28 protein-coding genes are annotated in these 25,917 nt (G+C 66.8%); 7 read left to right on the top strand and 21 right to left on the bottom strand.

Going from position 1 to position 25,917, the window contains the following annotated elements; translation table 11 throughout:
• Positions 1-5 precede the first annotated feature (5 nt).
• Positions 6-302 (bottom strand): type II toxin-antitoxin system RelE/ParE family toxin, encoded by a 297-nt coding sequence (locus GO606_RS02890; RefSeq protein ID WP_169120698.1) that lies wholly within the window; start codon positions 300-302, stop codon positions 6-8.
• Between the two features lie 771 nt (positions 303-1,073).
• Positions 1,074-1,484 (bottom strand): hypothetical protein, encoded by a 411-nt coding sequence (locus tag GO606_RS02885; RefSeq protein WP_211159681.1) that lies wholly within the window; start codon positions 1,482-1,484, stop codon positions 1,074-1,076.
• A 532-nt stretch (positions 1,485-2,016) separates the two neighbouring features.
• Between GO606_RS02885 and GO606_RS02880 the strand changes: the two genes are divergently transcribed.
• Complete coding sequence (locus GO606_RS02880; RefSeq protein ID WP_246979312.1) at positions 2,017-2,328, top strand: hypothetical protein; 312 nt, start codon at positions 2,017-2,019, stop codon at positions 2,326-2,328.
• A 100-nt stretch (positions 2,329-2,428) separates the two neighbouring features.
• On the opposite strand, the gene GO606_RS02875 is transcribed toward GO606_RS02880, so the two are convergent.
• Positions 2,429-3,553 (bottom strand): M14 family metallopeptidase, encoded by a 1,125-nt coding sequence (locus GO606_RS02875; RefSeq protein WP_169118697.1) that lies wholly within the window; start codon positions 3,551-3,553, stop codon positions 2,429-2,431.
• Between the two features lie 32 nt (positions 3,554-3,585).
• The gene (gene yaaA, locus GO606_RS02870) at positions 3,586-4,371 is read right to left on the bottom strand and encodes a peroxide stress protein YaaA (protein ID WP_169118698.1); all 786 of its coding nucleotides are present in this window, start codon (positions 4,369-4,371) and stop codon (positions 3,586-3,588) included.
• Between the two features lie 146 nt (positions 4,372-4,517).
• Between yaaA and GO606_RS02865 the strand changes: the two genes are divergently transcribed.
• The 5 genes from GO606_RS02865 to bioD are packed head-to-tail and all read left to right on the top strand — an operon-like array spanning position 4,518 to position 9,293.
• The gene (locus GO606_RS02865) at positions 4,518-5,849 is read left to right on the top strand and encodes an adenosylmethionine--8-amino-7-oxononanoate transaminase (RefSeq protein WP_169118699.1); all 1,332 of its coding nucleotides are present in this window, start codon (positions 4,518-4,520) and stop codon (positions 5,847-5,849) included.
• Between the two features lie 5 nt (positions 5,850-5,854).
• Positions 5,855-7,015 carry an 8-amino-7-oxononanoate synthase gene (gene bioF / locus GO606_RS02860; protein WP_169118700.1) on the top strand — a complete coding sequence of 387 codons (1,161 nt, stop codon included), beginning with the start codon at positions 5,855-5,857 and terminating at the stop codon, positions 7,013-7,015.
• Complete coding sequence (locus GO606_RS02855) at positions 7,012-7,764, top strand: alpha/beta fold hydrolase (RefSeq protein ID WP_169118701.1); 753 nt, start codon at positions 7,012-7,014, stop codon at positions 7,762-7,764. The genes bioF and GO606_RS02855 overlap by 4 nt, the downstream gene beginning before the upstream one ends.
• Positions 7,757-8,623, top strand: coding sequence for a methyltransferase domain-containing protein (locus GO606_RS02850; protein ID WP_169118702.1), 867 nt, complete (start codon positions 7,757-7,759; stop codon positions 8,621-8,623). The genes GO606_RS02855 and GO606_RS02850 overlap by 8 nt, the downstream gene beginning before the upstream one ends.
• The gene (bioD, locus tag GO606_RS02845; RefSeq protein WP_169118703.1) at positions 8,616-9,293 is read left to right on the top strand and encodes a dethiobiotin synthase; all 678 of its coding nucleotides are present in this window, start codon (positions 8,616-8,618) and stop codon (positions 9,291-9,293) included. The genes GO606_RS02850 and bioD overlap by 8 nt, the downstream gene beginning before the upstream one ends.
• A 16-nt stretch (positions 9,294-9,309) precedes the next feature.
• Here the strand turns inward: bioD and GO606_RS02840 are convergent, their stop codons facing one another.
• The 17 genes from GO606_RS02840 to rpsB form a co-directional block, all read right to left on the bottom strand.
• Positions 9,310-10,095, bottom strand: a complete 786-nt coding sequence (locus tag GO606_RS02840; RefSeq protein ID WP_169118704.1) for a TrmH family RNA methyltransferase — start codon at positions 10,093-10,095, stop codon at positions 9,310-9,312.
• 21 nt (positions 10,096-10,116) lie between these two features.
• Positions 10,117-10,572: a CopD family protein gene (locus GO606_RS02835; protein WP_169118705.1), complete on the bottom strand. Its 456-nt coding sequence runs from the start codon at positions 10,570-10,572 to the stop codon at positions 10,117-10,119.
• Positions 10,569-11,183 (bottom strand): ribonuclease HII, encoded by a 615-nt coding sequence (gene rnhB / locus GO606_RS02830; RefSeq protein WP_169118706.1) that lies wholly within the window; start codon positions 11,181-11,183, stop codon positions 10,569-10,571. Before rnhB ends, GO606_RS02835 begins: the two co-directional genes overlap by 4 nt.
• Positions 11,156-12,331: a lipid-A-disaccharide synthase gene (gene lpxB / locus GO606_RS02825; RefSeq protein WP_169118707.1), complete on the bottom strand. Its 1,176-nt coding sequence runs from the start codon at positions 12,329-12,331 to the stop codon at positions 11,156-11,158. Before lpxB ends, rnhB begins: the two co-directional genes overlap by 28 nt.
• 4 nt (positions 12,332-12,335) lie before the next feature.
• Positions 12,336-13,106 (bottom strand): acyl-ACP--UDP-N-acetylglucosamine O-acyltransferase, encoded by a 771-nt coding sequence (gene lpxA, locus GO606_RS02820; RefSeq protein ID WP_169118708.1) that lies wholly within the window; start codon positions 13,104-13,106, stop codon positions 12,336-12,338.
• The gene (gene fabZ, locus GO606_RS02815) at positions 13,103-13,540 is read right to left on the bottom strand and encodes a 3-hydroxyacyl-ACP dehydratase FabZ (protein ID WP_169118709.1); all 438 of its coding nucleotides are present in this window, start codon (positions 13,538-13,540) and stop codon (positions 13,103-13,105) included. Before fabZ ends, lpxA begins: the two co-directional genes overlap by 4 nt.
• Before the next feature lie 17 nt (positions 13,541-13,557).
• Complete coding sequence (gene lpxD / locus GO606_RS02810) at positions 13,558-14,565, bottom strand: UDP-3-O-(3-hydroxymyristoyl)glucosamine N-acyltransferase (RefSeq protein WP_169118710.1); 1,008 nt, start codon at positions 14,563-14,565, stop codon at positions 13,558-13,560.
• Between the two features lie 12 nt (positions 14,566-14,577).
• Entirely contained in the window at positions 14,578-15,081 is a 504-nt protein-coding gene (locus GO606_RS02805; RefSeq protein ID WP_011239208.1) for an OmpH/Skp family outer membrane protein, read from the bottom strand.
• A gap of 115 nt (positions 15,082-15,196) precedes the next feature.
• A complete protein-coding gene (gene bamA / locus GO606_RS02800) occupies positions 15,197-17,497 on the bottom strand; it encodes an outer membrane protein assembly factor BamA (RefSeq protein WP_169118711.1) in 2,301 nt (766 codons plus the stop codon).
• Between the two features lie 7 nt (positions 17,498-17,504).
• The gene (gene rseP, locus GO606_RS02795) at positions 17,505-18,869 is read right to left on the bottom strand and encodes an RIP metalloprotease RseP (RefSeq protein WP_169118712.1); all 1,365 of its coding nucleotides are present in this window, start codon (positions 18,867-18,869) and stop codon (positions 17,505-17,507) included.
• A complete protein-coding gene (gene ispC / locus GO606_RS02790) occupies positions 18,866-20,077 on the bottom strand; it encodes a 1-deoxy-D-xylulose-5-phosphate reductoisomerase (protein WP_169118713.1) in 1,212 nt (403 codons plus the stop codon). Before ispC ends, rseP begins: the two co-directional genes overlap by 4 nt.
• Before the next feature lie 3 nt (positions 20,078-20,080).
• A complete protein-coding gene (locus tag GO606_RS02785) occupies positions 20,081-20,908 on the bottom strand; it encodes a phosphatidate cytidylyltransferase (RefSeq protein WP_169118714.1) in 828 nt (275 codons plus the stop codon).
• Positions 20,901-21,692 (bottom strand): polyprenyl diphosphate synthase, encoded by a 792-nt coding sequence (gene uppS, locus GO606_RS02780; RefSeq protein ID WP_169118715.1) that lies wholly within the window; start codon positions 21,690-21,692, stop codon positions 20,901-20,903. The genes GO606_RS02785 and uppS overlap by 8 nt, the downstream gene beginning before the upstream one ends.
• 49 nt (positions 21,693-21,741) lie before the next feature.
• Positions 21,742-22,299: a ribosome recycling factor gene (gene frr, locus GO606_RS02775; RefSeq protein WP_169118716.1), complete on the bottom strand. Its 558-nt coding sequence runs from the start codon at positions 22,297-22,299 to the stop codon at positions 21,742-21,744.
• A 10-nt stretch (positions 22,300-22,309) separates the two neighbouring features.
• Positions 22,310-23,026, bottom strand: coding sequence for a UMP kinase (gene pyrH / locus GO606_RS02770; protein WP_169118717.1), 717 nt, complete (start codon positions 23,024-23,026; stop codon positions 22,310-22,312).
• 10 nt (positions 23,027-23,036) lie between these two features.
• Positions 23,037-23,927 carry a translation elongation factor Ts gene (tsf, locus tag GO606_RS02765; protein WP_169118718.1) on the bottom strand — a complete coding sequence of 297 codons (891 nt, stop codon included), beginning with the start codon at positions 23,925-23,927 and terminating at the stop codon, positions 23,037-23,039.
• A 52-nt stretch (positions 23,928-23,979) separates the two neighbouring features.
• Positions 23,980-24,735 (bottom strand): 30S ribosomal protein S2, encoded by a 756-nt coding sequence (gene rpsB / locus GO606_RS02760; RefSeq protein WP_169118719.1) that lies wholly within the window; start codon positions 24,733-24,735, stop codon positions 23,980-23,982.
• Between the two features lie 352 nt (positions 24,736-25,087).
• Here rpsB and map point away from each other — a divergent pair, with 352 nt between their 5' ends.
• Positions 25,088-25,912 carry a type I methionyl aminopeptidase gene (gene map / locus GO606_RS02755; RefSeq protein WP_169118720.1) on the top strand — a complete coding sequence of 275 codons (825 nt, stop codon included), beginning with the start codon at positions 25,088-25,090 and terminating at the stop codon, positions 25,910-25,912.
• Positions 25,913-25,917 lie beyond the last annotated feature (5 nt).

The raw sequence follows: 25,917 nt of genomic DNA, 5'->3' as shown, positions 1-25,917 counted from the left end.
TGCCGCTACTCCGAAAGGTTGCGTGCAAGGCGCAAGGCTGCTTTGATGTCTTTTGCTTGAGTGCTCTTGTCCCCGCCAGCCAGAAGAATGATTAGCTCTTCCCCACGCTTCTTGAAATACACCCGGTAACCGGGCCCGTAGTTGATCCGCAACTCCGACACGCCTTCGCCAACGGGCTCGACATCTCCTGGGTTTCCCGCGGCTAACCGTTCGATTCTGATTTGGATGCGCGCCCTTGCGTGAATGTCGCGCAGGTCATCAAGCCACCGAGCGAAGACGTCGGTTTCGCGTATTTCGATCATAGGAAAAATGTAGCCGGTAGGCTACATGTTGTCAAGGCCAGACGTATGGCAGCTTAAGGTGCCCAACGTGCGAATTCAGCGGACGGCAAAAAGCGCAGCTTTTTGGCGGTCCGCTGGAATGATTGTTGGGCCGGCTTCGCTTCACGCTCTGCCTGTCATGGCTGTATTCCAAGCAAGGAACTCGTCCTCGCTACGATTACATAGCCAGCGCTCAACTGCTGCACATAGGCCCTCGCCGTCGTCGCCAAGTGCCAAGAAGGCAGAAAGGGGAGGTCCAAGGCGCGACAACTCTGTCGCCAGTGAGCGAAATTGAATTGACCTGACTTCAACGGAGATAGCAGGTTTTCGAAGAGCTGCTACCTCCATGTGTCGCCAACATTGGCTATGGAAGAGTTGATCCTCGTGAAGCCTGATCATTGTATCGGCGTTGTAAGCAGGTGATGTTCTCCAGCGATGCTTTACACCATTGCGTGAAATACCCACGTATCTGAGATGTCCATCACTGGTACGGACTAAGTACAGGCATGCTGCCTTGTCACGCCACACCGGATCATTTACGACTGTGTACTTGGCCTGTAACCAAGGCCCGATGCGTGCGTCTTTCGGGTTCTTGGCAATATTGCGCTTCCAGCGTGGGCCTGCGAGGCTATGGATGCACAAGACGGGGGTTGCGGCATCGTAGATTGAATTTGCTAGATCGATTGCTTGCTGCGGCATATACAAGTTGAGAATGATTTATGGCGTCGCGAATTGTAGGGCCAACGTTTGAATTCACCGGACTTGCGCAGCTTTATGCGCAAGGTCTGGTGGAATGATGGGTCGGGCATCTTGATATGCATCGGCACGCTCTTTGATTCGACCCAGGCGAACAAGACGAGAAGCAATTCCTCCCAGAGTGCGACCATGCCTTTGTGCGATCTCTTTAACCGGGATGCCAGAATCAAAGAGCGCGAGAAGTTCTTGGTCTTCCTTCTCGGACCATGAGCGACCGGCGTTGTCTGGTAACGCCTTGGTGCGTTCAGCGCGCTTAGCTGCGCTATCAAGGGCTGTGACAGCGACAAATAGCGCTCGAATTACCTGCGGGCTGTTGAAGGTGCTTTGCACAGGCAGGATTTCCCCAGTCTCTGGGTCAATACCGTTGGCGAGTGCATCGATGATCGTTCTGGCTTCGAGCGGTGACATAAGAAAAGGCTCCTAAGATGCCCAACTATAAGTGGACCGCCTAAATGACGGGTCGCAACCCGTCAGCGTGAATGTATGCACTTTACATCAAGTCAACTTCACCCAACAATACAGTTCTTACAAATCTTTAGGGCGTCCTATTTATGAACGCAGGCCCGTCAGTGCCGACGCAGCGAGCATAGGACGGAAAAGCCGCAGGCCCCTTCCGCCGCAGGGTATTTACGCCGCACGACCCGTGCCGGTCCCCTTGCCCCATGCGGCGGGTAACATCGCTGCGCGGCTCATCCGCCCTACGGCGGCTGTACATTGCCGTAACAACTTGATACAACCGTAACCTACTATCAAGGAGGACCGATGCAACGTACCTTGTGCTACCTCGCCCTGGCCTGCTCCCTGAACCTGCCCGCCTGGGCGCAGACCCAGGTCTGGTCCGAGGTCCCCAAGACCCAGCGCTGGTCGGAAGCCCCCAAGGCCCCACGCCCCGTCAGCCCAGCCGTCAACGCACACGAATCAATGGAGCAACAGTCACACCTTGCCCAACCCCGCGAGCACCGCGCGCTCCCCCACCGCGCCCGGCGGCACGGCGGAACGCACCACCCAATGGTCCACCCCCACCTACACTCAGCGCCGCTCGGACGAAGACATCCAGCGTCAGGTGGACGCCATCTCCCGGGACGCCGAACGCCGCGCGCTCGCGGGCCAGGGCGGCTGGAACGGTGGGCACAGCGGCAGCCAGGTGCCTGACCAGGCCTGGCGCAACCACGTGGACCGCTCACGCGCGCAAGATCAGTTCCAGCGCGACCAGGACGCTTACTACGAGCGCCAGCGGCAGTACAACCGTTGAGCACCAAGGCCGAATGCCGCGCGGGAAGGGACCTCTGGAAAATATAGGGTCACCGATGAGAACGACAAAACCTTGATCGCGATGGATTCGATCACCTCGGTCAGCCCTCCAGATGCGCGAGGATCGCATTCAGCATTGCGCCGCCGAGCCGCTTGCTGCGCGCGCCGCTCCAGCCGGTGAGGCCATCGGGGAGGTTGGCGTTGTCCTTGAACGGCATCTCCAGCGTCAGCGACACGCAGCCGAAACGGTGGGCAGCCCATTTGCTTGCCAGCGTCAGCAGTTCGTCTCCGAACCGACCGGTCTTGTAGCCGTGCTGCGTCTGGAAATCCGGGCTCGCGGCGGCCAGGGCGGCAACGAGGCGCGCCTGCTGCTGCGCCATCTCGGCGGTGAAGCCGGGCACTTCCTCGGCGGTCGAGAAGAACACATAGGGCAGCGACTCGTCGCCGTGGATGTCGAGGAAGAGATCGCAGCCACTCGCCTCCATCGCCTCGCGCACGCAGAACACTTCGGGACTGGCGACCGGGTCGGGCGCGCGCCATTCGCGGTTCAGGTTGCGCCCGGCGGCGTTGGTGCGCAGGTTGCCGTGAACGGCGCCGTCGGGATTCATGTTGGGCACGATGTGCAGCACCGCCTGTTCGCGAATCCTGCGCGCGACCGGGTCGGCAGCATCGAGCAGGCGTTCGAGCAGGCCTTCGACGAACCATTCGCCCATCGTCTCGCCCGGATGCTGCCGGGCGATGATCCACACCGGGCGGTGCCCCGGGCTCGCCCGCCCGACGACGATACGGTCGATGTCGCGCCCTTCGACCGTCGTGCCGAGCGTGTCTATCTGCGCGAACGCGGACATCTCGGCCCAGCCGAGCAGATCGAGGTGGCGTTCCTGCGAATACGGTTCGAAGTACGCGTAGTAGATGCTGTTGCGCTCGGGCGTGTGCTCGACGATCAGTTGGCCGTTCTCGTACGCCGTACTCGCGACGCGGAACCAGTTGCGCCGGTCGTACGACGCAACGCAACGATAGCCCGGCCAGCCTTCAGCAAAGACCGCGTCGCCCGCGTTCTCGAACGTCATACGAAGCGGCCGGCCCGCGGCGCCGTGCAGGCGGAAATAGAACCATTGCCGCAGGTCCGCGGCATTGTCGGGGCGCAGCCGCAGGCGGATGTCCTGCGGGTTGGCGATGCTGACGACCTCGATCGCGCCGGCGTCGAAGTTATGGCTGATTTTCATGCTGTCCCCCACGGATCGCGGTGTGGTGAGCGTCAGTCGGTGCGGCGCCGGAACACCAGCGTGGCCGCGTCCGAAACCTCGGGCGCGAAGCCGTAGCCTTCGGCGTCGAAGCCCTTCAGCCCCTCGACGTCCTCGACCCGGTTGCGGATCGCATAGCGGCTCATCAGGCCGCGCGCGCGCTTCGCGTAGAAGCTGATGATCCTGTAGCGTCCGGCCTTCCAGTCCTCGAACACCGGCGTGATCACCTGCGCGGCGAGCTTTGCCCGCGCGGCTGCCTTGAAGTACTCTTGCGACGCGAGGTTCACCAGCACCGCGCTGCCGCCGGCCTCGCGCTCGGCGGCAAGCAACCGGTTCAGCGCTTCGGCGAGCGTGTCACCCCAGTAGGCGTAGAGGTTCGCCCCGCGCGGATTGGCGAGCCGGGTGCCCATTTCCAGGCGGTACGGCTGCATCAGGTCGAGCGGGCGCAACATGCCGTACAGCCCCGACAGGATGCGCAGGTGCTGCTGCGCCCAGGCGAGGTCATCTTCCGACAGGCTGCCCGCGTCGAGCCCGCCGTAGACGTCGCCGTTGAACGCGAGCAGCGCCTGCTTCGCGTTGTCGGGGGTGAAGGGCCGATGCCAGCGCTCGTAGCGCGCGACGTTCAGCGCGGCGAGCGGGTCCGACAGGTGCATCAGCTCCGCGACCTCGGCGGGGGTCTTCTGCCGCAGGATGGCGATCAGTTCCTCGGCTTCGCGCAGATAATCCGGTTGGGTGGCCGCAGCGGTCACTGGCGGGGTTTCGAAATCCAGCGCCTTGGCCGGAGAGATCACGAAAATCATGGATTGTGCTTGTTGTCGTTGCCGGGCCGACGCATGGTAACAAAACGTCGCGCCTCGCGTCGCGCGGGGGCGGAGCGTGGCGGGGCGTTTGACACGGGCAGCCCGATTGCGCGACATTCCTTGGTCCCACCCGGCCGGAATCCCAGATGCACGCCCCGTCACTGCTCGAACGATCCCTCAGGAGCGTATGGCACCCCTGCACGCAGATGAAGCAGCACGAAGCGCTGCCGCTGGTGCCGATCGTGCGCGGCGAAGGCCCGTGGCTCATCGATGCCGATGGCCGCCGGCTGCTCGACGGCATCAGCTCGTGGTGGGTCAATCTCTTCGGCCACTGCAACCCGCGCATCAACGCCGCGCTGCGCGCGCAGCTCGACACGCTCGAACACGTGATGCTCGCCGGCTTCACGCACGAGCCGGTCGTCGAGCTTTCCGAACGGCTCGCGGCGCTGACCGGCCAGCGCCTCGGGCATGCGTTCTACGCTTCCGACGGCGCGTCCGCGACCGAGATCGCATTGAAGATGAGCGCGCATTACTGGCGCAACCTCGGCCTTGCGGAAAAATCCCGCTTCGTCAGCCTCGCCGGCAGCTATCACGGCGAAACGGTCGGCGCGCTGGCGGTCACCGACGTCCCGATCTTCCGCGACGCATACGCGCCGCTGGTGCGCGCCGGCACGACGGTGCCGACGCCCGACGCCCGCCTCGCCCTGCCCGGTGAATCCGCGGCGGACGTCGCCCGCCGCGCGGCCGCCGCGCTCGAAGCGCATCTGGCCGAGCACCACGCACAGACCGCCGCGCTGATCGTCGAGCCGCTCGTGCAGGGCGCCTCCGGCATGGTCATGTACGACCCGGAATACCTGCGCCTCGCCCGGGGGTTGTGCGACCGCTACCGCGTGCACCTCATCGCCGATGAGATCGCGGTCGGCTGCGGGCGCACCGGCAGCTTTTTCGCATGCGAACAGGCCGGCATCTGGCCCGATTTCCTGTGCCTGTCGAAAGGCATTTCGGGCGGTTACCTGCCGCTGTCGCTGGTGCTCGCGACCGACGCCGTCTATGCGGCGTTCTACGACGACTCCGCGACCCGCGCGTTCCTGCATTCGCACTCGTACACCGGCAACCCGCTCGCGTGCCGCGCGGCGCTGGCGACGCTGGACATCTTCGAACAGGATGACGTGCTGGCCGCGAACCGCGTGCTCGCCACGCAGCTCGGCGACGCGGTCCACGCGCGTTTCGGCGCGCATCCCGCGGTGCGGCAGCTGCGCCAGCGCGGCATGATCCTCGCGTTCGACGTCGCGAGCGAGCGGCCCGACTTCGCGCGCAACTTCTTCCGCGCCGGGCTCGACCACGGCGTGCTGCTGCGCCCGATCGGCAACACCGTCTATTTCATGCCGCCGTACATCCTCGACGCGGCTCACGTCGCGCATCTCGTCGACGGCGCTGCCGCGGCGCTCGCCGAAGCGCTCGAACCGGCGCCGGGCTGACCGCGATGCTCCTCGACCGCCTCAAGGCCGATCTCGCCGAACTCGATGCCCGCGCGCTCAGGCGCACGCGCCGCAGTCTCGCGACACCGTGCACCCCGCATGCCCGCGTCGACGGGCGCGACATGCTGGCGTTCTGCAGCAACGACTATCTGGGCCTCGCCGCCGAACCGGCTCTCGCGCACGCGCTGCAGGCCGGCGCCGCGCGCTGGGGCGCAGGCTCCGGCGCGTCGCACCTCGTCAGCGGCCACTACGCCGTCCATGACGAACTCGAAGCGCGGCTCGCGGCGTTCGTCGGCTGCGAACGCGCGCTGTATTTCTCGACCGGCTACATGGCGAACACGGGGACGATTCCGGCGCTCGTCGGGCGCGGCGACGCGATCTTCGCCGACCGGTTGAACCACGCGTCGCTCATCGATGGCGCGCTGCTGTCGCGCGCCGAGCTGCACCGCTATGCGCACGGCGACCCGGCGGCGCTGGAGCGCACGCTGGCATCGAGTTCGGCGCAGCGCAAGCTGATCGTCACGGATGCGGTGTTCAGCATGGACGGTGACGTCGCGCCGCTCGCAGCCTTGCTGGAGCTGGCTGAGCGCTTCGACGCGTGGCTGATGGTCGACGACGCGCACGGCTTCGGCGTGCTCGGTCCGAACGGGCGCGGCGCGATTGCCGAAGCCGGTCTCGCGTCGTGGCGGCTGATCTACGTCGGCACGCTCGGCAAGGCCGCCGGCGTCGCCGGCGCGTTCGTCGCCGGCGACGCCGATGTCGTCGAATGGCTGATGCAAAAAGCCCGCACCTACATCTTCACGACCGGCGCGCCGCCCGCGCTCGCCGAAGCGCTGCTCGCGAGCCTCGACCTGATCGAGCGCGGCGACGAGCGCCGGGAGCACCTCGCCGGGCTGGTCGCGCTGCTGCACGGCGAACTCGCCCTCGCCCGCTGGCAGCTGCTGCCGTCGCGCACGCCGATCCAGCCGGTGCTGATCGGCGACAACGCCGAAGCGCTCGCCGTCGCCCGCGCGCTGTGGGACGAAGGCCTGTGGGTGCCGGCGATCCGCCCGCCGACCGTGCCGCACGGCACCGCGCGCCTGCGCATCTCGCTGACCGCCGCGCATGGCGCCGACGACGTGCGCCGTCTCGCGCACGCGCTAAACCGGCTCGAGGCGCGGCGATGAGCCGGCCGGATCTCGTCCTGCTGCATGGCTGGGGACTCGGTCCGCAGGTGTGGAGCGCGCTGACGCCGCACCTGCCGGCCGCACTGCGCGTGCGCACGCCGGCGCTGCCCGGCCACGGCGGCGCACCGGCCCGCGACACGACGCTCGAAGCGTGGAGCGACGCGCTGCTGCCCGAACTGCCGGACGGCGCGGTCGTATGCGGCTGGTCGCTCGGCGGGCTCATCGCGCTCGATCTCGCGCGGCGTTATCCGCGCAAGGTCGCGCGGCTGGTGCTGATCGGCACTTCCCCGTGTTTCGTCACCCGCCCCGAAAACACCGCCGCGCCGTGGCCGCACGGGCTCGCCGCTTCGACCGTCGCCGGATTCATCGACGTTTTCGCGCACGATTCGGCCGCGACGCTGCGCCGCTTCGTCGCCCTGCAGGCACTCGGCGACGCGCGGCGGCGCACGGTCGCGAACACGTTGAACGCGGCGCTCGCCGATATCGAACAGTGCGATCCCGCTGCCTTGGGCGCGGGCCTCGAACTGCTCGCGGACAGCGACCGGCGCGCCGCGCTCGACGACGTCCGCCAGCCCGTGCAGCTGATTCACGGTGCCGGCGACGCGCTGATGCCGGTCGCCGCCGCCGAATGGCTCGCGACGCGACTGCCCGACGCCCGCCTCGCACGATTCGACGACTGCGGCCACGCGCCTTTCCTGTCGCGCCCGGAAGACTGCGCCGCGCTCATCGAGGACGTCGTCCGTGGTTAGCCGCACGATCCCGAAACACGTGGTGCGACGCGCGTTCGATCGCGCCGCGGCGACTTATGACAGCGCAGCCGCGGTGCAGCGCGAGATCTGCCACCGGCTCGCCGAGTTCGCCGCTCCCCGGCTGGCGTCGGCGCCGCCGCTGCAGCGCGTCGTGGATGCCGGATGCGGCACCGGCTACGGGCTCGACCTGCTCGCCCGGCTCTGTCCGCAGGCGACGCTGCTCGCGCTCGATTTCGCGCCGGCGATGCTCGCCCGGCTCGCTGCGGTCGGGCCGGAACACACGCGTCCGGTGCCACTTTGCGCCGACCTCGAAGCGCTGCCGCTCGCCGGCGGCTCGATCGACGCCGTCTGGTCGAGCCTCGCGCTGCAGTGGTGCGAACCGGCGCTCGCGCTCGGCGAGTTTGCGCGGGTCCTGCGCCCCGGCGGCGAAGCGTGGATCGCGACGCTCGGCCCGCGCACGCTGTGGGAACTGCGCGACGCTTTCGCCACCGTGGACGACGCCGAGCATGCGATCCGCTTTCACCCGTCCGAGCATTGGATAGCGGAAGCCGTCGCGGCCGGCTTCGAGCCGATCGCCGCCGACAATTTTCCCGTCTTCGCCATCGCCCCCGACCTGCGCCAGCTGCTGCGCGACATCAAGTCGATTGGCGCGCACAGCCTCGGCGCGCAGCGGCGCCGCGAACCGCTCGGCCGCGCGGCCTGGAAAGTGCTCGAAACACGCTACGAGACGCATCGCCGCGACGACGGCCTGCTGCCTGCGACCTATGACCTGATCCTGCTCGCGCTGAAAAAACCCGCGCAAGCGGCGGGTTGCGGCGCGGACCTCGCAGCCGCCCCCGAAGGAACGACAGATGACTGAACCCCGCGCCTGGTTCCTCGCCGGAACCGACACCGAGATCGGCAAGACTTTCGTTGCCTGCGCCCTGCTGCATGCGGCGCGGCGGGACGGCCACCGCGCGCTCGGCATGAAGCCGGTTGCCGCCGGCGCCGAGTGGATCGCCGGCGAGTGGCTCAACGAGGACGCCGCGCAGCTGCGTGCGGCCTCCAGCTTCGACCCTGGCCTCGACCAGCTGAACCCCTACTGCCTGAAGACGCCGGTCGCGCCGCACATTGCGGCTGCCGAAGAAGGCATCGACATCGACCCGGCGCGCATCCGCGCAGCGTTCGAGAGCCTGCGCGCGCAGGCGGACGTCGTCATCGTCGAAGGCATCGGCGGGTTCCGCGTGCCCCTCGGCGACCGTTACGACACGGCGGACATGGCACGCGAGCTCGGGCTGCCGGTGATCCTCGTCGTCGGCATGCGCCTGGGCTGCATCAACCACGCGCTGCTGACCGTCGAGGCGATCGCGGCGCGCGGCCTGACGCTCGCCGGCTGGATCGCGAACCGCATCGACCCGGCGATGCTGCGGGTCGACGAGAACCTCGAAGCGCTGCGGCGGCGCATCCCCGCGCCGCTGCTCGGCGTCGTCCCGCACGTCGCCGGCGCCGGCCCGGCGCAAGTCGCCGCGGCGCTGCGACTGCCCGCTTGACCGCCCCGGCGTCGCGCTATGCGGCGCGGCGCTGGCGCACCTGCTCGAACAGGCACACCGCCGCGGCCGCCGCGACGTTCAGCGACTCGACGGCGCCCGGCATCGGAATGACGACCGTGTCGGTCGCGAGCGCCGCAACTGCCGCAGACAGCCCCCGGCCTTCCGCGCCGAACAGCCACGCGACCGCTCCGCGCAAGTCCATTTCGTACAGCCCGCGCACGCCGGCGCCGAGCCCCGTCGCGAGGATCTGTCCCGGGTAGCCCCGCAGCAGCGCCGCGACGTCTGCATGTTCGTGCAGCCGCACGCAGAAGTGCCCGCCCATGCCGGCGCGCAGCACGCGCGGCGACCACGCCTGTGCGCAGCCCGGGGTCAGCAGCACGTCGCGCACGCCCGCGGCCGCCGCAGTGCGCAGGATCGTGCCGAGGTTGCCGGCGTCCTGCACGCCGTCGAGCACCAGCAGCGATTCGGTGAATGCCTGTGTCGACGGCGGCGCCGGCAGGTCGATGATGGCGATCAGACCCGACGGCGTGTCGACCGGGCTGATGTGCGCGAACAGCGCGTCGGGGAGGTGGATCGCCGGCACGCCGGGGCAGCGCTCGATCAGGTCCGCAATCTCGGCGCGGGCGAGCCCCTGGTCACTCGCGATGAGTTCGCGCAGCGGCCAGCCGGCGTCGAGCGCAGCCCGCACGAGATGCGCACCGTCGAGCAGCGTGCGGCTCTCGCTGCGCCGGTCGCGCGCCGAATGCGCGAGCCCGTGCAGGCGTTTGACGGCCGGATTGTCGCGGGAAGTGATCGTTTTCACTGCGAACGGCGCGCCAGACCCTTACAGCCCGAGCCCCAGCGTCGCGATCGCGATCGTGACGAAGCCGAGCGCGAGGTTGAACGCGACGCGCTGGCGGATGAGGTTCAGCGCGACCGCGCCGCCCGCCCAGTTCTCGCCGGCCACCGCCGACTGCAGCGCGCGCCACGGCCCTGCCCAGATCCACATGAACACCGCGATCATCACGAAGCCGGTGACGAGCATCACGTGCCACGCGACCGGCGCCCGCGCGAAGCCGGTGTCGACCAGCATCGCAACCCCGCTCGCGGCAACCAGCGCGACGCTCGTCCATACCAGCGGGAAAAAGCGCGCGAACACCGCGGCCCACAGCGGCAGCCGCTGCGCCGGAGGCAGCGCGGTGGCCGCGGGGCGCAGGCACAGGTACGCGAACGCCATCCCTCCGACCCACACGACGACGCCGACGAGGTGCAGGAACAGCATCAGGTGATGAAAAGTCATGTCAGCGTCCCCGCAGGCCAGAGTTCGGGATTGTCGAGCAGCTCGCGCACCGGCGCGAAACTGCGGCGGTGGCACGCGACGACGCCGTGGCGGCGCAGCGCGAGGAAATGTTCAGCCGTAGGGTAACCCTTGTGGCTCGCGAAACCATACGCGGGATACTTGCCGTCGAGCGCGATCATCTGCGCGTCGCGTACCGTCTTGGCGAGGATCGACGCCGCGGCGATCGCCGGCACCGTCGCGTCGCCCTTGATGACCGCCTCGGCCGGCACTGCCAGCGGCGGGCAGCGGTTGCCGTCGACCCGCACGAGGTCCGGCACGCAGCCGAGCGCGGCCACCGCTCGCTGCATCGCCAGCATCGTCGCGTGCAGGATGTTCAGGCGGTCGATCTCCTCGACGCTCGCTTCGGCGACCGCCCACGCGATCGCCCGCTCGCGGATCAGCGGCGCGAGGCGTTCGCGCGCCCGCTCGGTGAGCTTCTTCGAGTCGTTCAGGCCGTCGATCGGGCGGGCCGGGTCGAGGATCACCGCGGCGGCGACGACCGAACCCGCGAGCGGTCCGCGCCCGGCCTCGTCGACGCCGCAGATCAGGCCGATTGCCGGGATGGCTTCCATTCGGGGCTCCGGTTCAGGTAGGGAAGGATCGCGGCCGCCGCACGCCCGGCGGTGTCCTGGCGCAACTCGCGATGCAGCGCCTCGAAGCGCAGCGCAAGCTCGGCACACGCGCCGGCGTCGTTGAGCCAGCGGTCGAGCGCGTCGGCCAGCGCTTGCGGCGTCGCGTCGTCCTGCAGCAGCTCGGGCACAACGCTGTCGTTGCACAGGATGTTCGGCAAGCCGACCCACGGCAGGTAGGCCATGCGTTTCATCAGCCGGTACTGCCACTTGCCGATGCGGTAGCTGATCACCATCGGCCGCTTCAGCAGCGCCGCTTCAAGGCTCGCGGTGCCGCTCGCGACGAGCACGACGTCGGCCGCCGTCATCGCCTCGACCGCATGGCCGAACAGCAGGCGGATCGGCAGCTCGTCGGCGTCGGCCGCGTGCAGCGCCTGCTCGAACAGCGCGCGCGTCTCGCGTGTCGCCAGCGGAACGACGAAGCCGATGTCCGGGTGGCGCTCGGCGAGGAGACGCGCCGTCTCGATATAGGTCGCCGCGAGATTGCGCACCTCGGACTGGCGGCTCCCCGGCAGCAGCGCGACGATCCTGCAGTCGGCAGGGAGGTTCAGGAGTTCGCGCGCCGCGGCGCGGTCCGGCGCGAGCGGAAACACGTCGGCGAGCGGATGCCCGACGTAGCTCACCGGGATGCCGGCCTTCTCGTACAGCGCCGGCTCGAACGGAAACAGGCACAGCATGTGCGACACCGAGCGCGCGATGCCCTTGATGCGCCCGCCGCGCCACGCCCAGATCGACGGGCTGACGAAATGGATCGCCGGAATGCCGGACGAACGGATCCTGCCTTCGAGCCACAGGTTGAAGTCGGGCGCGTCCACGCCGATGAACGCGTCCGGCCGTTCCTGCCGCACGCGCCGCAGCAGCGCCTTGCGGATGCCGGACAGCTCGCGATAACGCTTCAGCGCATCGACGTAGCCATGCACCGCGAGGCGCTCGCACGGCCACAGCGCGTCGAAGCCCTCGGCCTGCATCTTCGGCCCGCCGATGCCGTAGAACTCCGCATCGGGGATTTTCTGGCGGATCGCGCGGATCAGGTGGCTCGCGAGCAGATCCCCGGAGGCCTCGCCCGCGACCATCGCGATGCGCGTCGCCATCGGCTCAGCGGACGACGCCGCGCGCGGAGGCCGAAAGAAAGGCCCCGAACGGAGCGACTTCGGAATGGTCGGCGGCGATCTCGCCGATGCGCGTGCGGGCTTCGTCGAAGCTCAGCCCGGAGCGGTAAAGGGCGCGGTACGCGCGCTTGATCGCCGCGATGCCCGCGGCGGAAAAACCGCGCCGCCGCAAGCCTTCGCTGTTGATGCCGTGGGGCTTTGCCGGATTGCCGGCGACGGTCACGAACGGCGGCAGATCCTGCAGCAGCACGGTGCCGACGCCGCAGAAGCTGTGCGCGCCGACGCGCACGAACTGGTGCACGCCGGTGAAACCGCCAAGGATCGCCCAGTCGCCAACGTGCACATGTCCGGCGAGCGTCGCGTTGTTGGCGAAGATCGTGTGGTCGCCGACCTCGCAGTCGTGCGCAATGTGGACGTACGCCATGACCCAGTTGTCGCTGCCGACGCGGGTCACGCCGGCGTCCTGGCTCGTGCCGACGTTGAACGAACAGAACTCGCGGATCGTGTTGCGGTCGCCGATCTCGAGCCGCGTCGGCTCGTCGTCGTATTTCTTGTCCTGCGGCGCCGCGCCGATCGAGCAGAACTGGAAGATCTCGTTGTCGCGCCCGATGCGGGTGCGACCTTCGATGACGACGTGCGGCCCGATGCGCGTGTTGTCGCCGATCTCGACGTGCTCGCCGATGATCGAATACGGGCCGACGGCGACGTTTGCTCCGAGCGCAGCGCCCGGATGGACGATGGCGGTCGGATGGATCATGACAAGGTCTTGAGCGCGCAGGTCAGCTCGGCTTCGGTCGCGAGCTCGCCACCGACGCGGGCGACGCCCTTGTACTTGTAGATGTTGCGCTTGCTCTGCGTGATGACGACGTCGAACAGCAGCTGGTCGCCGGGGACCACCGGGCGCTTGAAGCGCACGTTGTCGATGCCGGCGAAATAGACCACCGAGTTCTCGTCGGGCTTGACGCCCATGCTCTTGAACGACAGCAGCGCCGCGGCCTGCGCCATCGCCTCGACGATCAGCACGCCCGGCATCACCGGGTGATGCGGAAAGTGGCCAGGAAAAAACGGCTCGTTCATCGTCACGTTCTTCAACGCGAGGATGCGCTTGCCTTCTTCGATCTCCAGCACGCGATCCACGAGCAGAAAGGGATAGCGGTGCGGAAGGTACTGGAGAATTTCGTTGATATCCATGGCGATCACCGGGCTTTTCATTCTTTGCGTTCTTCGAGGGCGCGTATTCTATCGACCAGCGCATCCAGATGGCGCAAGTGGGCGAAGTTTTTCACCCATTCGGCGTGGCCCTGCACCGGCAGGTTCGCGGTGTAGACGCCGCGCCGGCGGATTGATTTGGTCACCAGCGTGCCCGCGGACACCACGACGTCATCGACGATCTCGAGGTGCCCGATGATGCCGGCCTGGCCGCCGATCATGCAGCGCGCGCCGATCGTCGTGCTGCCGGCGATGCCGACGCAGCCCGCGATCGCGGTGTGCTCACCGATGCGCACGTTGTGACCGATCTGGATCTGGTTGTCGAGCTTGACGCCGTCGCCAATGACCGTGTCGTCGAGCGCGCCGCGGTCGATCGTCGTGTTGGCGCCGATCTCGACGTCGTCGCCGATGACGACGCGGCCGACCTGCGGAATCTTGACCCAGCTGCCGTCGCGCTCGCGCGCGAAGCCGAACCCGTCCGCGCCGATCACCGCGCCGGCATGCACGATGCAGTCGCGCCCGACCACGCAGTCGTGATAGATCGTGACATTGGCATTGAGCCGCGAGCCCGCGCCGATGCGGGCGCCGCGCCCGATGCGGCAGCCCGCGCCGATGACGGCGTGTTCGCCGAGCTCGACGTCGACGTCGATCGACGCCCCGGCCGCGACGGTCGCCGAAGCCGGAACGGGACTCGCGACGCTCGCCGCGGGATGCACGCCCGGCACGAACGCTTCGGGCGGGTTGAACAGCTGCGCGACGCGCGCGAAATAGATGTACGGATCGGCGGTGACGATGCGCGGCAGGCCGGTCAGGTCGCGCGCAGCGGGTGCGAGGATGACCGCGGACGCGCCACACGCGGCGAGGCGCGACTGGTATTTCGGATTCGCGAGGAACGCGAGATCGCCTTCGCCAGCCTGCTCCAGGGTCGCGACGCGGTGCACCGCCGTTGCCGGGTCACCCAGCAGTTCACCGCCGAGGCGCTCGACGAGTTCATCCAGGCGGAACATGGAACGCTGCGCTTACTTGCTGTCCGCCAGCGCCTTGATCACCTTGTCGGTGATATCGATACGCGGGCTCGCGTACACGGCTTCCTGCAGGATCACGTCGTATTTTTCCGCTTCGGCGATCTGCTTGACGGCGCGGTTCGCGCGGTCGAGCACCGACGCGAGCTCCTCGTTGCGGCGCTGGTTCAGATCTTCGCGGAACTCGCGCTGCTTGCGCTGGAAGTCCCGGTTCAGGTCGTTGAACGAGCGTTCCTTGTTGCGCCGATCGGCCTCGGCCATCGTCACGCCGTTGCGTTCGAGATCTTCCTGCAGCGCCTGCAGTTCCTTGCCGAGACGTTGAAGCTCCTGGTCACGCTTCTCGAACTCCTTTTCGAGACGCTGCTGTGCCCGCACTGCCGGCGCGGCCTCGCGCATCACCCGGTCGGAATTGACGAAGCCGAGCCTGGACTCAGCCAGGGCGGCGGGCGCGGCAACGCTCAGCAGCGCAGCGGCAAGAACGGTCAGGGTCGTAACTTTCACATGCTTCTCCAACGGAATCGGGTAGATCGGGTTCTCTCAAGAAAACGCCGGGCCGCCCCAAGTTTTCTTGTCCCCCTCGGGGGGCGGAAACGGCAAAGCCGTTTCCTGGGGGCGCTCAGAAGACCGAGCCCAACTGGAACTGGAATTTCTGCAGTTCGTCCGTTTCCTTCTTCTTCAGCGGAACACCGAAACTGAACTTGAGCGGGCCAATCGGGGAACTCCACGAGAACGCCAGCCCCGTACTGTAGCGCAGGTCGGCGAAGTTCACCTTGTCGCCCTCGCCCCACACCGAGCCGACGTCGAAGAAGGCCGACATGCGGAACGAGCGGTCCATGCCGGTGCCCGGCAGCGGGAAATAGAATTCCGCGTTGCCGATCACGCGCCGGTTGCCGCCCAGGGCGTCTTCGCTGATCGGATCCTTCGGCCCGATCGAGCTCTGGTCGAAGCCGCGCACCGAACCGATGCCACCGGCGTAGAAGTTCTTGTAGAACGGCAACGGCTTGCCGCCGTACCCCTTCGCCCAGCCCAGATCGGTGTTGAGCATCAGCGCGTAGTCGCGACCGAACGGGAACCAGTGCTGATACTGGTAATTGAGCTTGGCATAACGGAGCGCGCCGGGCGGGATGCTCACCTCGCCGAAGACGCGCTGGTAACTGCCCATGCGCGGATAGAACGTGCTGTCGCGCGTGTCGCGGGCCCAGCCCGCGGTGGCCACCAGGCTGGTCACCGAGTCGCAGTCGAAGTCATCCTTGTTCGGGTCGCAGAAGTCGAGGTACTGCTGCGGGCTCGCGTCGAACGTCGTGATGACGGTGCGATCGACGGCGAGGCCGAAGTTGATCGAGTCGTCTTCCGCGATCGGGTAGCCGAGCCGCAGGCCGGCACCCGACGACACGGTCTTGTACGGCGCCACCGACAGCGATTCCGACGGATCGTAGGTGCGGTGATAGACGTCCCAGCCGAGGCTCAAGCCGTCCTGCGTGAAATACGGGTTCGTGAAGGACAGCGCGTAGGTGCGGCTCGATTCGCTGGTATTGAGCGCGAGCGTCAGCGCGTTGCCGCTGCCGAACAGGTTCTGCTGCGAGACCGACGCGGAGAGCACGATGTTCTCCGAGCTCGAGAAGCCGACGCCAAGCGACAGGTTGCCGGTCGGGCGCTCCTTGACGCTGAAATTCACGTCGACCTGGTCGGTCGTCCCTGTCACCGCCGGCGTCTCGACGGTCACCTCCTCGAAATGCCCGAGGCGGTCGATGCGGGTGCGCGAACGGTTGATCTCTTCAGCGTCGTACCAGGCGCCTTCCATCTGGCGCATCTCGCGCCGCACCACCTCGTCGCGGGTCTTGGTGTTGCCGCCCACGTTGATGCGTCGGACATACACGCGGCGGCCCGGGTCGACAAAAATCGTGAACGCCACTTCGCGCTTTTCCTTGTCGACTTCCGGCGAAGCATTGACGTTGGCGAAAGCGTAGCCTTCGTTGCCGAGACGGTCCGCGACCGCCTTCGTCGTCTCCGTCAGCTTTTCGCGCGAGAAGATCTCGCCCGGCTTGATCGCCGCCAGCTTGCGGTATTCCTCTTCGGGCAGGATCAGGTCGCCGGCGAAGCGCACCGCCGAGACGGTGTAGCGCTCGCCTTCGGTGACGCTCACCGAGATGTAGATGTCCTTCTTGTCGGGCGTGATCGACACCTGGGTGGAATCGATGTTGAAGTCGAGATAGCCGCGATTGAGATAATACGAACGCAGGTTCTCGAGGTCGGCGGCGAGCTTCTGGCGTGAATACTGGTCGTTCTTCGTGTACCAGCTGAGCCACCCCGGGGTGGTCAGCTGGAAAAGGCCGAGCAGCTCGGAATCCTTGAACGCCTTGTTGCCGATGATCTCGATCTGGCGGATTTTCGCCACCTCGCCCTCATCGACTTTGAAGTTCAGCCCGACGCGGTTGCGCTCGAGCGGCGTGACCGTCGTCTCGATCACGGCGGCATATTTGCCGCGGCTCAGGTACTGCCGCTTGAGCTCCTGCTCCGCGCGTTCGAGCAGCGCCCGGTCGAAGATCCGCGATTCGGCCAGACCGACTTCGCGCAGCCCCTTCTTCAGCGCTTCCTTGTCGAACTCCTTGACCCCGACGAAGTCGATCTGGGCGATCGCCGGACGCTCGTCGACGAGCACCACCAGCACATCCCCTTCGACCTCGATCCGCACATCCTTGAAAAACCCGGTGGCGAACAGGCCGCGAATCGCCTCGGCGGCCTGCGCCTCGGTGAAGGTCTCTCCGACCCGCACCGGAAGGTAGTTGAATACCGTTCCGGCTTCGGTTCGCTGGATACCTTCTACCCGGATGTCCTTGACGACGAAAGGCTCGAACGCATGCACCGGCGCGACGGCGAACAGGGCCGTCAGCAGCCCGGTGAGAAGCTTGTGTTTCATTAGGGATTCAGCCAGAAATGAGACGAGTTATGTCGTTGTAAAAGGCGAATGCCATCAGCATTGCAAGCGCAACCAGGCCGATTTGCTGGCCGATCTCCATCACGCGCTCGGGAATTGGGCCGCCCTTGATAATTTCGATCACATAATACAGCAAATGCCCCCCATCCAGCACCGGGATGGGCAGCAGGTTCAGCACCCCCAGGCTGATGCTGATCAGCGCGATGAACTTCAGGTAATGGTTCCATCCAAGCTTCGCCGACTGCCCGGCATAGTCCGCTATCGTCACCGGTCCCGAGAGGTTTTTCCATGACACTTCGCCGGTCAGCATGCGGCCCATCATCTTGAGGCTCAATACGCTGGTTTCCCAGGTTTGGGCAATCGCCTTCGACAATCCGTCGACCAGGCCGTAGCGCACGACTGCGAACATCTCCTCGCGTCCGCCCGGCGGTTCGGCCACCGCGACACCGATTTTTCCGACGCGTTCGCCTCTGTCCTCCGACACTTCGGGCACGAGCGTCGTCTCGACCAGTGTGTCGCCGCGCATCAGCCGCACCGGCAGCGATTCGCCGGGCGAGCTGCGCACCCGCTCGACGAAGTCCACCCACGACGTGATTGGCTCGCCGGCAAGCGACACGAAACGGTCGCCTTCCCTGATGCCTGCCGCCGCCGCAGCGCCGTCCGGGATGATCCGGCCCACCACCGGCGGAATCAGCGGGCGCCACGGGCGCAGGCCGATTTCCGCGATCAGGTCGCTCTCGCCGTCGTCGACCTCGACGCCGGACAGGTCGAGCGTGCGCAGCGCGTCACCGCCTTCGGCAGTGCGGACCTGCAACGTCACCTCGCGCGCGTCGAGCGCGTGGCGCAACAACACCCAGCGCAGCTCGGGCCAGCTGCGCACCGGTTCGTCATCGACCGCGGCGACGAGATCGCCCTCGCGCACGCCGGCCGACGCGGCGATGCTCGGTCCGTCGGTCAGCGCGAGCCGCGGCTTGAGCTCCTCGGTGCCGGTCGCGAACAGGCCCCAGTACAGCACGATCGCGAGCAGGAAGTTGGCGAGCGGCCCGGCTGCGACGATCGCGAAGCGCCGCCATACCGACTGCCGGTTGAACGAGCGGTGCAACTCGGCCGGCGGGACTTCGCCTTCGCGTTCGTCGAGCATCTTGACGTAGCCGCCGAGCGGGAACGCCGCGATCGCCCATTCGGTCCGGTCGGCGCCGGTGGTCCAGCGCAACAGCGGGCGCCCGAATCCGATCGAGAAACGCAGCACCTTCACGCCGCACGCGCGTGCGATCAGGTAATGGCCCAGTTCGTGAGCGAGAATCAGCAGGCCGAGCGCGAGAACGAACGGGATCAGGTATTCGAGAATGTTCATGGAGTCGTCTGTCGGGCGAGGATTTCACTTCGCGCGATTTCACGTGCGCGCGCATCGGCATCGAGGATTGCCTCGATGCAATCGACCGACAGATCGCACGCGCGTTCGAGCGTCGCCGCAATGATGTCGGGGATGCGCGTGAATCCCACCCGGCGATCGAGGAACGCGGCGACCGCTTCCTCGTTCGCGGCGTTGAGCACGGCCGCTGCCGCCCCGCCTTCGCGCAGCGCGTCGTACGCGAGCGCCAGGCACGGAAACCGCACGAAATCCGGGCGCTCGAAGTTCAGCCGGCCGATCTCGAACAGGTCGAGCGGGCGCACGCCGGCGTCGATGCGTTCAGGATAGGCCAGCGCGTGCGCGATTGGCGTGCGCATATCGGGGTTGCCGAGCTGCGCGAGCACCGAGCCGTCGGCATATTCGACCATCGAATGGATGACGCTCTGCGGATGCACGACGACCTCGATCGCCTCCGGCGGCACCGCGAACAGCCAGTGGGCCTCGATGACTTCGAGCCCCTTGTTCATCATCGTCGCCGAGTCGACCGAGATTTTTCGCCCCATGACCCAGTTCGGATGTGCGCAGGCTTCGTCCGGCGTGACGTTCGCGAGGCTCTCCAGCGAGCGCTCGCGGAAAGGGCCGCCGGACGCCGTCAGCAGGATGCGCCGTACACCGCAGCGCTGCGGGTCGCGCGTGTAACCCTGCGGCAGCGCCTGGAAGACGGCGTTGTGCTCGCTGTCGATCGGCAGCAGTTGCGCGCCGCTCGCGGCCACCGCCTGCATGAACAGCCGCCCGGACAGCACCAGCGCCTCCTTGTTCGCGAGCAGCACGCGCTTGCCGGCGCGCGCCGCGGCAAGCGCCGGCGCAAGGCCCGCAGCGCCGACGATCGCCGCCATCACCGCGTCCGTGTCGGGATGCGCCGCGACCTCGACGAGCGCCCCTGCCCCGGCGAGGACTTCCGTCGCCGAACCGGCGGCTTTCAGGCGCTGGCGAAGATCGGACGCCGCGGCCGAATCGACGAGCACCGCGAAGCGCGGCGAAAAGCGCAGGCACAGCTCGAACAGGCGCTCGACCTGGACCTGCGCGGTGAGCGCGAACGCCTCGAAGCGGTCCGGATGCCGGGCGAGCACATCGAGCGTGCTCATGCCGATGGAACCGGTCGCTCCGAGCACCGTGACGCGTTGCAGGCGGGGGGGAGTCGGGTCAGGCATCGATCAAAGGGCCAGCCATAAAGCCGCCAGACCGGCCAGCGGAAGGGTTGAGGTCAGGCTGTCGATGCGGTCGAGGATGCCGCCGTGCCCGGGCAGCATGCTGCCGCTGTCCTTGACGCCGGCCTGACGTTTGAGAAGCGACTCGAAAAGATCGCCGAGGACGCCGACCGCCGTGAATGCGGCGAGCAGTGGAACCACCAGCAACAGGGTGCGCGCGTCGAGCATCGACGGCGCGCTCGAAGCCAGAACGATCAGCGCGAACACGAGCACGCCGGCGACCGCGCCGCCGGCGCCCTCCCAGGTCTTGCCCGGGCTGATGCTCGGCGCCAGCTTGTGGCGACCGAACGCGCGCCCGGTGAAATACGCCGCGATGTCCGACACGAACGTCGCCGCCATCACCGCCAGGAGCAGCCACGGACCGAGCATCCGCAGGTGCGCCAGCGCGAGCGCCGGCGGCAGCAGCACGACCAGGCCGACGATGACGGTGCCGGCCGCGCCGGTGATGCGCCATTTTCTCGCCAGCCATACCGGCACGACGGCAACCCAGAACACGCCGCTCGCCAGGTACAGCGCCGCGAGCCCGGCCGGAGGAGAGGCGTCGTCGCCCGCCAGCCCGCTCATCGCGCCGGTCAGCAGGCATGCAATGCCCATCAGCACCGCAAACACGCTGCGCCGGCCGACGGGAAAGCCGCCGAGGCCGCCCCACTCCCACGCCGCCGCCGCGCAGATGGTCGCGGCGAGGGCGAGCCAGCCCCAGGGCGGCAGCAGGAAAATCCCCCCAAGCAGGCCCGTCAGCAATACCAGCGCCGTGATGACGCGCGTTCTAAGCATGGCCGCCTGACGGAGAAACCACGCCTTCGGCCTGACGAAGCTGCTCGCTGGTACGTCCGAAACGGCGCTCCCGCGCCTGGTACGAGCGGATCGCCTCGTCCAGCGCCGCGACGTCGAAATCGGGCCACAACGTATCGGTGAAATAAAGCTCGGAATAGGCGAGCTGCCACAGCAGGAAGTTGCTGATCCGCTGTTCGCCACCGGTGCGGATGAAGAGGTCCGGTTCCGGGCCGTAGTTCAGCGACAGCTCGCTCGACAGATCCTCTTCGGTGAACCCTTCGCGCCGCTCGGGGTTCTTCGCCAGCATCCGCGTCATCGCCTGCAGGATGTCCCAGCGGCCGCCGTAGTTCGCGGCGATCGTCAGGGTCAGTTTTTCATTGGCGGCGGTGCGCGCCTCGGCGCGGCGGATCATGTCGACGAGCTTCGGGTCGAAGCGCGACAGGTCGCCGATGACGCGAAAACGGATGCTGTTGTCGTGAAGCCGGTCGACTTCCTTCTGCAGCGAACGCATGAACAGCTGCATCAGGAACGACACCTCGTCGGCCGGGCGGCGCCAGTTCTCGGAACTGAACGCAAACAGCGTGAGGTAGGACACGCCGCGTTCCATGCACGCGCGGATGACGCTGCGCACCGATTCGACGCCGCGGCTGTGGCCGGCGACGCGTGGCAGGAACCGCTTGCGCGCCCAGCGGCCATTGCCGTCCATGATGATCGCGATGTGCCGGGGGATGCCCGACACCGCGGGGACGTCGCGCGTCGAACTGATGAAGGATGATTCCGTCATGATGCGTCTCCCGCGGTTCGTCCGGATTGGAGAATGCGATCCGGGAGGATCAGAGCTGCATCAGTTCCTGCTCTTTTTGCGCGAGCAGCTTGTCGATTTCGGCGATGTTTCGGTCGGTGAGCTTCTGGATATCTTCCTGGGCGCGACGATCGTCGTCTTCCGAGATCGTCTTGTCCTTGACCGCATCCTTGAGGTGCTGGTTGGCGTCGCGCCGCAGGTTGCGGATCGCGATCTTCGCCGCCTCGCCCTCGTGGCGGACGACCTTGGTCAGGTCGCGGCGGCGCTCTTCGGTCAGCGCCGGCATCGGCACGCGGATGATGTCGCCCTGGTTCGCGGGATTGAGGCCGAGGTCGGAATCGCGGATCGCCCGCTCGACCTTCTGCATCATCGGCTTTTCCCACACCTGCACGCCGATCGTCCGGGCGTCGATCAGCGTCACGTTGGCGACCTGGTTGATCGGCACCATGCTGCCGTAGTACTCGACCATGACGTGGTCGAGCAGCCCGGTATGGGCGCGGCCGGTGCGCACTTTCGCCAGGTCGGCCTTGAGCACCTCGATCGACTTCTGCATCTTCTGCTCGGTCGTCTTCTTGAGTTCGGGGATCATCGTCGAGTCCTCACGAATGGACCAGCGTGCCTTCGTCCTCGCCGAGCACGACGCGCTTGAGCGCGCCCGGCTTGAAGATCGAGAACACGTTGATCGGCAGTTTCTGGTCGCGGCACAACGCAAACGCGGTCGCGTCGAGAACGGCCAGATTGCGGCCGATCGCCTCGTCGAAACTGATGCGGTGGTAACGCTGCGCCTGCGGGTCCTTCTTCGGGTCGGCGGTATACACGCCGTCCACTTTCGTTGCCTTCAGCACGATCTGCGCGGCCATCTCCGCCCCGCGCAGCGCGGCCGCGGTGTCGGTCGTGAAGAAGGGGTTGCCGGTGCCGGCCGCGAAGATCACGACGCGGCCTTCTTCCATGTGGCGGATCGCCCGGCCGCGGATGTACGGCTCGACGACCTGGTCGATGCGCAGCGCCGACTGCACGCGCGCCTCGACCCCGGCGCGACGGAACGCGTCGGCCAGCGCCATCGCGTTCATCACCGTCGCCAGCATGCCCATGTAGTCCGCAGTGGCGCGGTCCATGCCGGAGGCGGCACCCTTCATGCCGCGAAAGATGTTGCCGCCGCCTATCACCACGCCGATCTGCACGCCGAGGCGATTCACCTCGGCGATCTCGGCGACGATGCGGCTGACCACATCCTCGTTGATGCCGTACGAGTCGTCCCCCATCAGGGCCTCGCCGGACAGCTTCAACATGATGCGCTTGTAAGCGGCGACACTCATCTGGCGGCCCTTACTTCTGTGCCGCGGCGGCGGCTTGCGCAGCCACTTCGGCGGCGAAGTCGGACACTTTCTTCTCGATGCCTTCGCCGACGACGTACAGCACGAAGCTCGCCACCGACGCGTTGCGCGACTTCAGCAGGGCTTCGATCGTCAGCTTGTCGTCCTTGACGAACGGCTGGCCGAGCAGCGTGACTTCCTTCAGGAACTTCTGCACCGTGCCGTCGGCGATCTTGTCGAGCATCGCTTCCGGCTTGCCGGCTTCGCGCGCCTTCTCGATCGCGATGCGGCGCTCGGTGTCGATCAGCTCCGCCGGGATCTCGGACGCCATCAGCGCCTTCGGCTTGGCCGCGGCGATATGCATCGCGAGGTCCTTGCCGAGCGCTTCATCGCCGCCGACGAGGTCGACCAGCACGCCGATCTTGGCGCCGGCGTGGATGTAGCTCGCCACCGCGCCCTGCGCGTCGATCCGCGTGAAGCGGCGGATCGTGATGTTCTCGCCGATCTTGCCGACGAGCGCCGTGCGCACCTGCTCGACCGTCTGGCCGTCGAGTTCGAGCGCCGCGATCGCGGCGACATCCGCCGGATTGCGCGTCGCGACCAGCTCGGCCACCGCAGCGGCGAACGCGAGGAAGTCGTCGTTTTTCGCGACGAAGTCGGTCTCGCAGTTCACTTCGACCAGCGCGGCCAGCTTGCCGTCGGCCGATTGCCAGGTCGCGACGATGCCTTCGGCGGTCACGCGGGACGCTGCCTTGCTCGCCTTGCTGCCGAGCTTGACGCGCAGGATTTCCTCGGCCTTGGCCAGGTCGCCCGCGGCTTCGGTCAGCGCCTTCTTGCATTCCATCATCGGCGCGTCGGTCTTCTCGCGCAGTTCCTTGACCATGCTTGCGGTAATTTCCGCCATGCTAACTCCTGTATTCCGTATTCAATTCGACGCGATCAAAGGCCGGCAGGACTCAGGCCTGCTCGTCCGAACCGTCTTCCTCGACTTCGACGAACTCGTCCGAGCCCGCTGCGACGACGTCCTGCAGCGCCTGGCTGCGGCCTTCGAGCACCGCGTCGGCGACGCCGCGGGCGTACAGGCGGATCGCGCGCGAGGAGTCGTCGTTGCCGGGAATCACGTAGTCGATGCCGTCCGGCGAATGGTTGGTATCGACGACGGCGACGACCGGGATGCCGAGCTTCTGCGCTTCAGTGATCGCGATCTTGTGGTAGCCGACGTCGATGACGAACAGCGCGTCGGGCAGGCCGCCCATGTCCTTGATGCCGCCGATGCTCTTCTTGAGCTTGTCCATTTCGCGCGTTGCCATCAGCGCTTCCTTCTTGGACAGGCGCTCGATCGAGCCGTCCTCGACCATCGCTTCCATTTCCTTGAGGCGCTTGATCGACTGCTTGACCGTCTTGAAGTTGGTCAGCATGCCGCCGAGCCAGCGCTCATCGACGAACGGCATGCCGGCGCGGCGAGCTTCCTCGGCGACGATCTCGCGTGCCTGGCGCTTGGTGCCGACCAGCAGGATCGTGCCGCGATTGGCCGCGAGCTTGCGCACGTAGGTCATCGCTTCGTTGTACTTGCCCATCGTCTTTTCGAGGTTGACGATGTGGATCTTGTTGCGCTGGCCAAAGATGTACGGGGCCATGCGCGGATTCCAGAATCGGGTCTGGTGGCCAAAGTGGACGCCCGCTTCGAGCATCTGACGCATCGTGACAGTCATGTAAAACTCCGGATTTTCAGGGTTGAACCGCCGCCCGGCACGGTCGCCGCTCACAATATTCGCAAGCACTCGCGGACTTCTCCGCGATCCTTCGGCAACCTCATTTCAGTGCCTAAAACCGCCACGGGGCGCTTGCCCCGATCCGGCGGACCCTTTCGGTACGATGCCGGGCGTGTGGATTTTGCCCGCCTCGGTCGGCAGACAAGCCCAAGATGATAGCAGCTATGCCATTCTCCACTCAAGGCGACTTCGCGCCTGGCCGCGCACCCGCACGCCTCTCGCGGGGCAGCATGAATTTGCCGCGCGTTCGCGCATGCGCTAGCCTTTCTCATTTACACGCGACCCCACGGAAATGAGCATCACAATAAAGACGCCGGAAGAAATCGGGAAAATGCGCGTCGCCGGCCGGCTTGGCGCGGAAGTCCTGGACTACATCACGCCCTATGTCCAGCCGGGCGTGACGACCGGAGAACTCGACCGCCTGTGCCACGATTACATGGTCAACGTGCAGCACACGATCCCCGCGCCGCTCAACTACGCCCCGCCGGGCTACCCGCCCTACCCGAAGTCGATCTGCACTTCGGTCAATCACCAGATCTGCCACGGCGTGCCGGGCGACAAGGCGCTGAAGAAGGGCGACATCGTCAACCTCGACATCACCGTCATCAAGGACGGCTACCACGGCGATACCAGCCGCATGTTCATCGTCGGCGGCGACGGGTCGATCCTCGCCAAGCGCCTGTGCCAGGTGACGCTCGAATGCCTGTGGCTCGGCATCTCCGTGGTGCGCCCCGGCGGGCGGCTCGGCGACATCGGCCACATCATCCAGAAGCACGCCGAGAGCAACGGCTTTTCGGTGGTGCGCGAATTCTGCGGTCACGGCATCGGCCTGAAGTTCCATGAAGAACCGCAGGTGCTGCACTACGGCAAGGCCGGCACCGGCATCGAGCTGCGTCCCGGCATGACCTTCACGATCGAGCCGATGATCAACGCCGGCAAGGCCGCGATCTCCGAGCTCCCCGACGGCTGGACGATCGTCACCAAGGACCGCAGCCTGTCCGCGCAGTGGGAGCACATGGTGCTCGTCACCGACACCGGCGTCGAAGTGCTGACGCTCTCGCCGGGCTGTCCGCCGCCGCCGGCGCTCGTCGCGCCGCTGTTCCCCTCGCTTGCCTGACGCGC

It is taken from the genome of Aromatoleum anaerobium (assembly GCF_012910705.2).
GTDB classification, from domain to species: domain Bacteria; phylum Pseudomonadota; class Gammaproteobacteria; order Burkholderiales; family Rhodocyclaceae; genus Aromatoleum; species Aromatoleum anaerobium.
The sequence above is the reverse complement of the archived record's forward strand: the minus strand, read 5'-3'. Positions and strand labels throughout refer to the sequence as shown.

Coding starts and splice junctions, on each gene's coding strand:
- GO606_RS02890 (WP_169120698.1), bottom strand. CDS start 302: ATGATCGAAATACGCGAAACCGACGTCTTCGCTCGGTGGCTTGATGAC.
- GO606_RS02885 (WP_211159681.1), bottom strand. CDS start 1,484: ATGTCACCGCTCGAAGCCAGAACGATCATCGATGCACTCGCCAACGGT.
- GO606_RS02875 (WP_169118697.1), bottom strand. CDS start 3,553: ATGAAAATCAGCCATAACTTCGACGCCGGCGCGATCGAGGTCGTCAGC.
- yaaA (WP_169118698.1), bottom strand. CDS start 4,371: ATGATTTTCGTGATCTCTCCGGCCAAGGCGCTGGATTTCGAAACCCCG.
- GO606_RS02865 (WP_169118699.1), top strand. CDS start 4,518: ATGCACGCCCCGTCACTGCTCGAACGATCCCTCAGGAGCGTATGGCAC.
- bioF (WP_169118700.1), top strand. CDS start 5,855: ATGCTCCTCGACCGCCTCAAGGCCGATCTCGCCGAACTCGATGCCCGC.
- GO606_RS02855 (WP_169118701.1), top strand. CDS start 7,012: ATGAGCCGGCCGGATCTCGTCCTGCTGCATGGCTGGGGACTCGGTCCG.
- bioD (WP_169118703.1), top strand. CDS start 8,616: ATGACTGAACCCCGCGCCTGGTTCCTCGCCGGAACCGACACCGAGATC.
- GO606_RS02835 (WP_169118705.1), bottom strand. CDS start 10,572: ATGACTTTTCATCACCTGATGCTGTTCCTGCACCTCGTCGGCGTCGTC.
- rnhB (WP_169118706.1), bottom strand. CDS start 11,183: ATGGAAGCCATCCCGGCAATCGGCCTGATCTGCGGCGTCGACGAGGCC.
- lpxB (WP_169118707.1), bottom strand. CDS start 12,331: ATGGCGACGCGCATCGCGATGGTCGCGGGCGAGGCCTCCGGGGATCTG.
- lpxA (WP_169118708.1), bottom strand. CDS start 13,106: ATGATCCATCCGACCGCCATCGTCCATCCGGGCGCTGCGCTCGGAGCA.
- fabZ (WP_169118709.1), bottom strand. CDS start 13,540: ATGGATATCAACGAAATTCTCCAGTACCTTCCGCACCGCTATCCCTTT.
- lpxD (WP_169118710.1), bottom strand. CDS start 14,565: ATGTTCCGCCTGGATGAACTCGTCGAGCGCCTCGGCGGTGAACTGCTG.
- bamA (WP_169118711.1), bottom strand. CDS start 17,497: ATGAAACACAAGCTTCTCACCGGGCTGCTGACGGCCCTGTTCGCCGTC.
- rseP (WP_169118712.1), bottom strand. CDS start 18,869: ATGAACATTCTCGAATACCTGATCCCGTTCGTTCTCGCGCTCGGCCTG.
- ispC (WP_169118713.1), bottom strand. CDS start 20,077: ATGCCTGACCCGACTCCCCCCCGCCTGCAACGCGTCACGGTGCTCGGA.
- GO606_RS02785 (WP_169118714.1), bottom strand. CDS start 20,908: ATGCTTAGAACGCGCGTCATCACGGCGCTGGTATTGCTGACGGGCCTG.
- uppS (WP_169118715.1), bottom strand. CDS start 21,692: ATGACGGAATCATCCTTCATCAGTTCGACGCGCGACGTCCCCGCGGTG.
- frr (WP_169118716.1), bottom strand. CDS start 22,299: ATGATCCCCGAACTCAAGAAGACGACCGAGCAGAAGATGCAGAAGTCG.
- pyrH (WP_169118717.1), bottom strand. CDS start 23,026: ATGAGTGTCGCCGCTTACAAGCGCATCATGTTGAAGCTGTCCGGCGAG.
- tsf (WP_169118718.1), bottom strand. CDS start 23,927: ATGGCGGAAATTACCGCAAGCATGGTCAAGGAACTGCGCGAGAAGACC.
- rpsB (WP_169118719.1), bottom strand. CDS start 24,735: ATGACTGTCACGATGCGTCAGATGCTCGAAGCGGGCGTCCACTTTGGC.
- map (WP_169118720.1), top strand. CDS start 25,088: ATGAGCATCACAATAAAGACGCCGGAAGAAATCGGGAAAATGCGCGTC.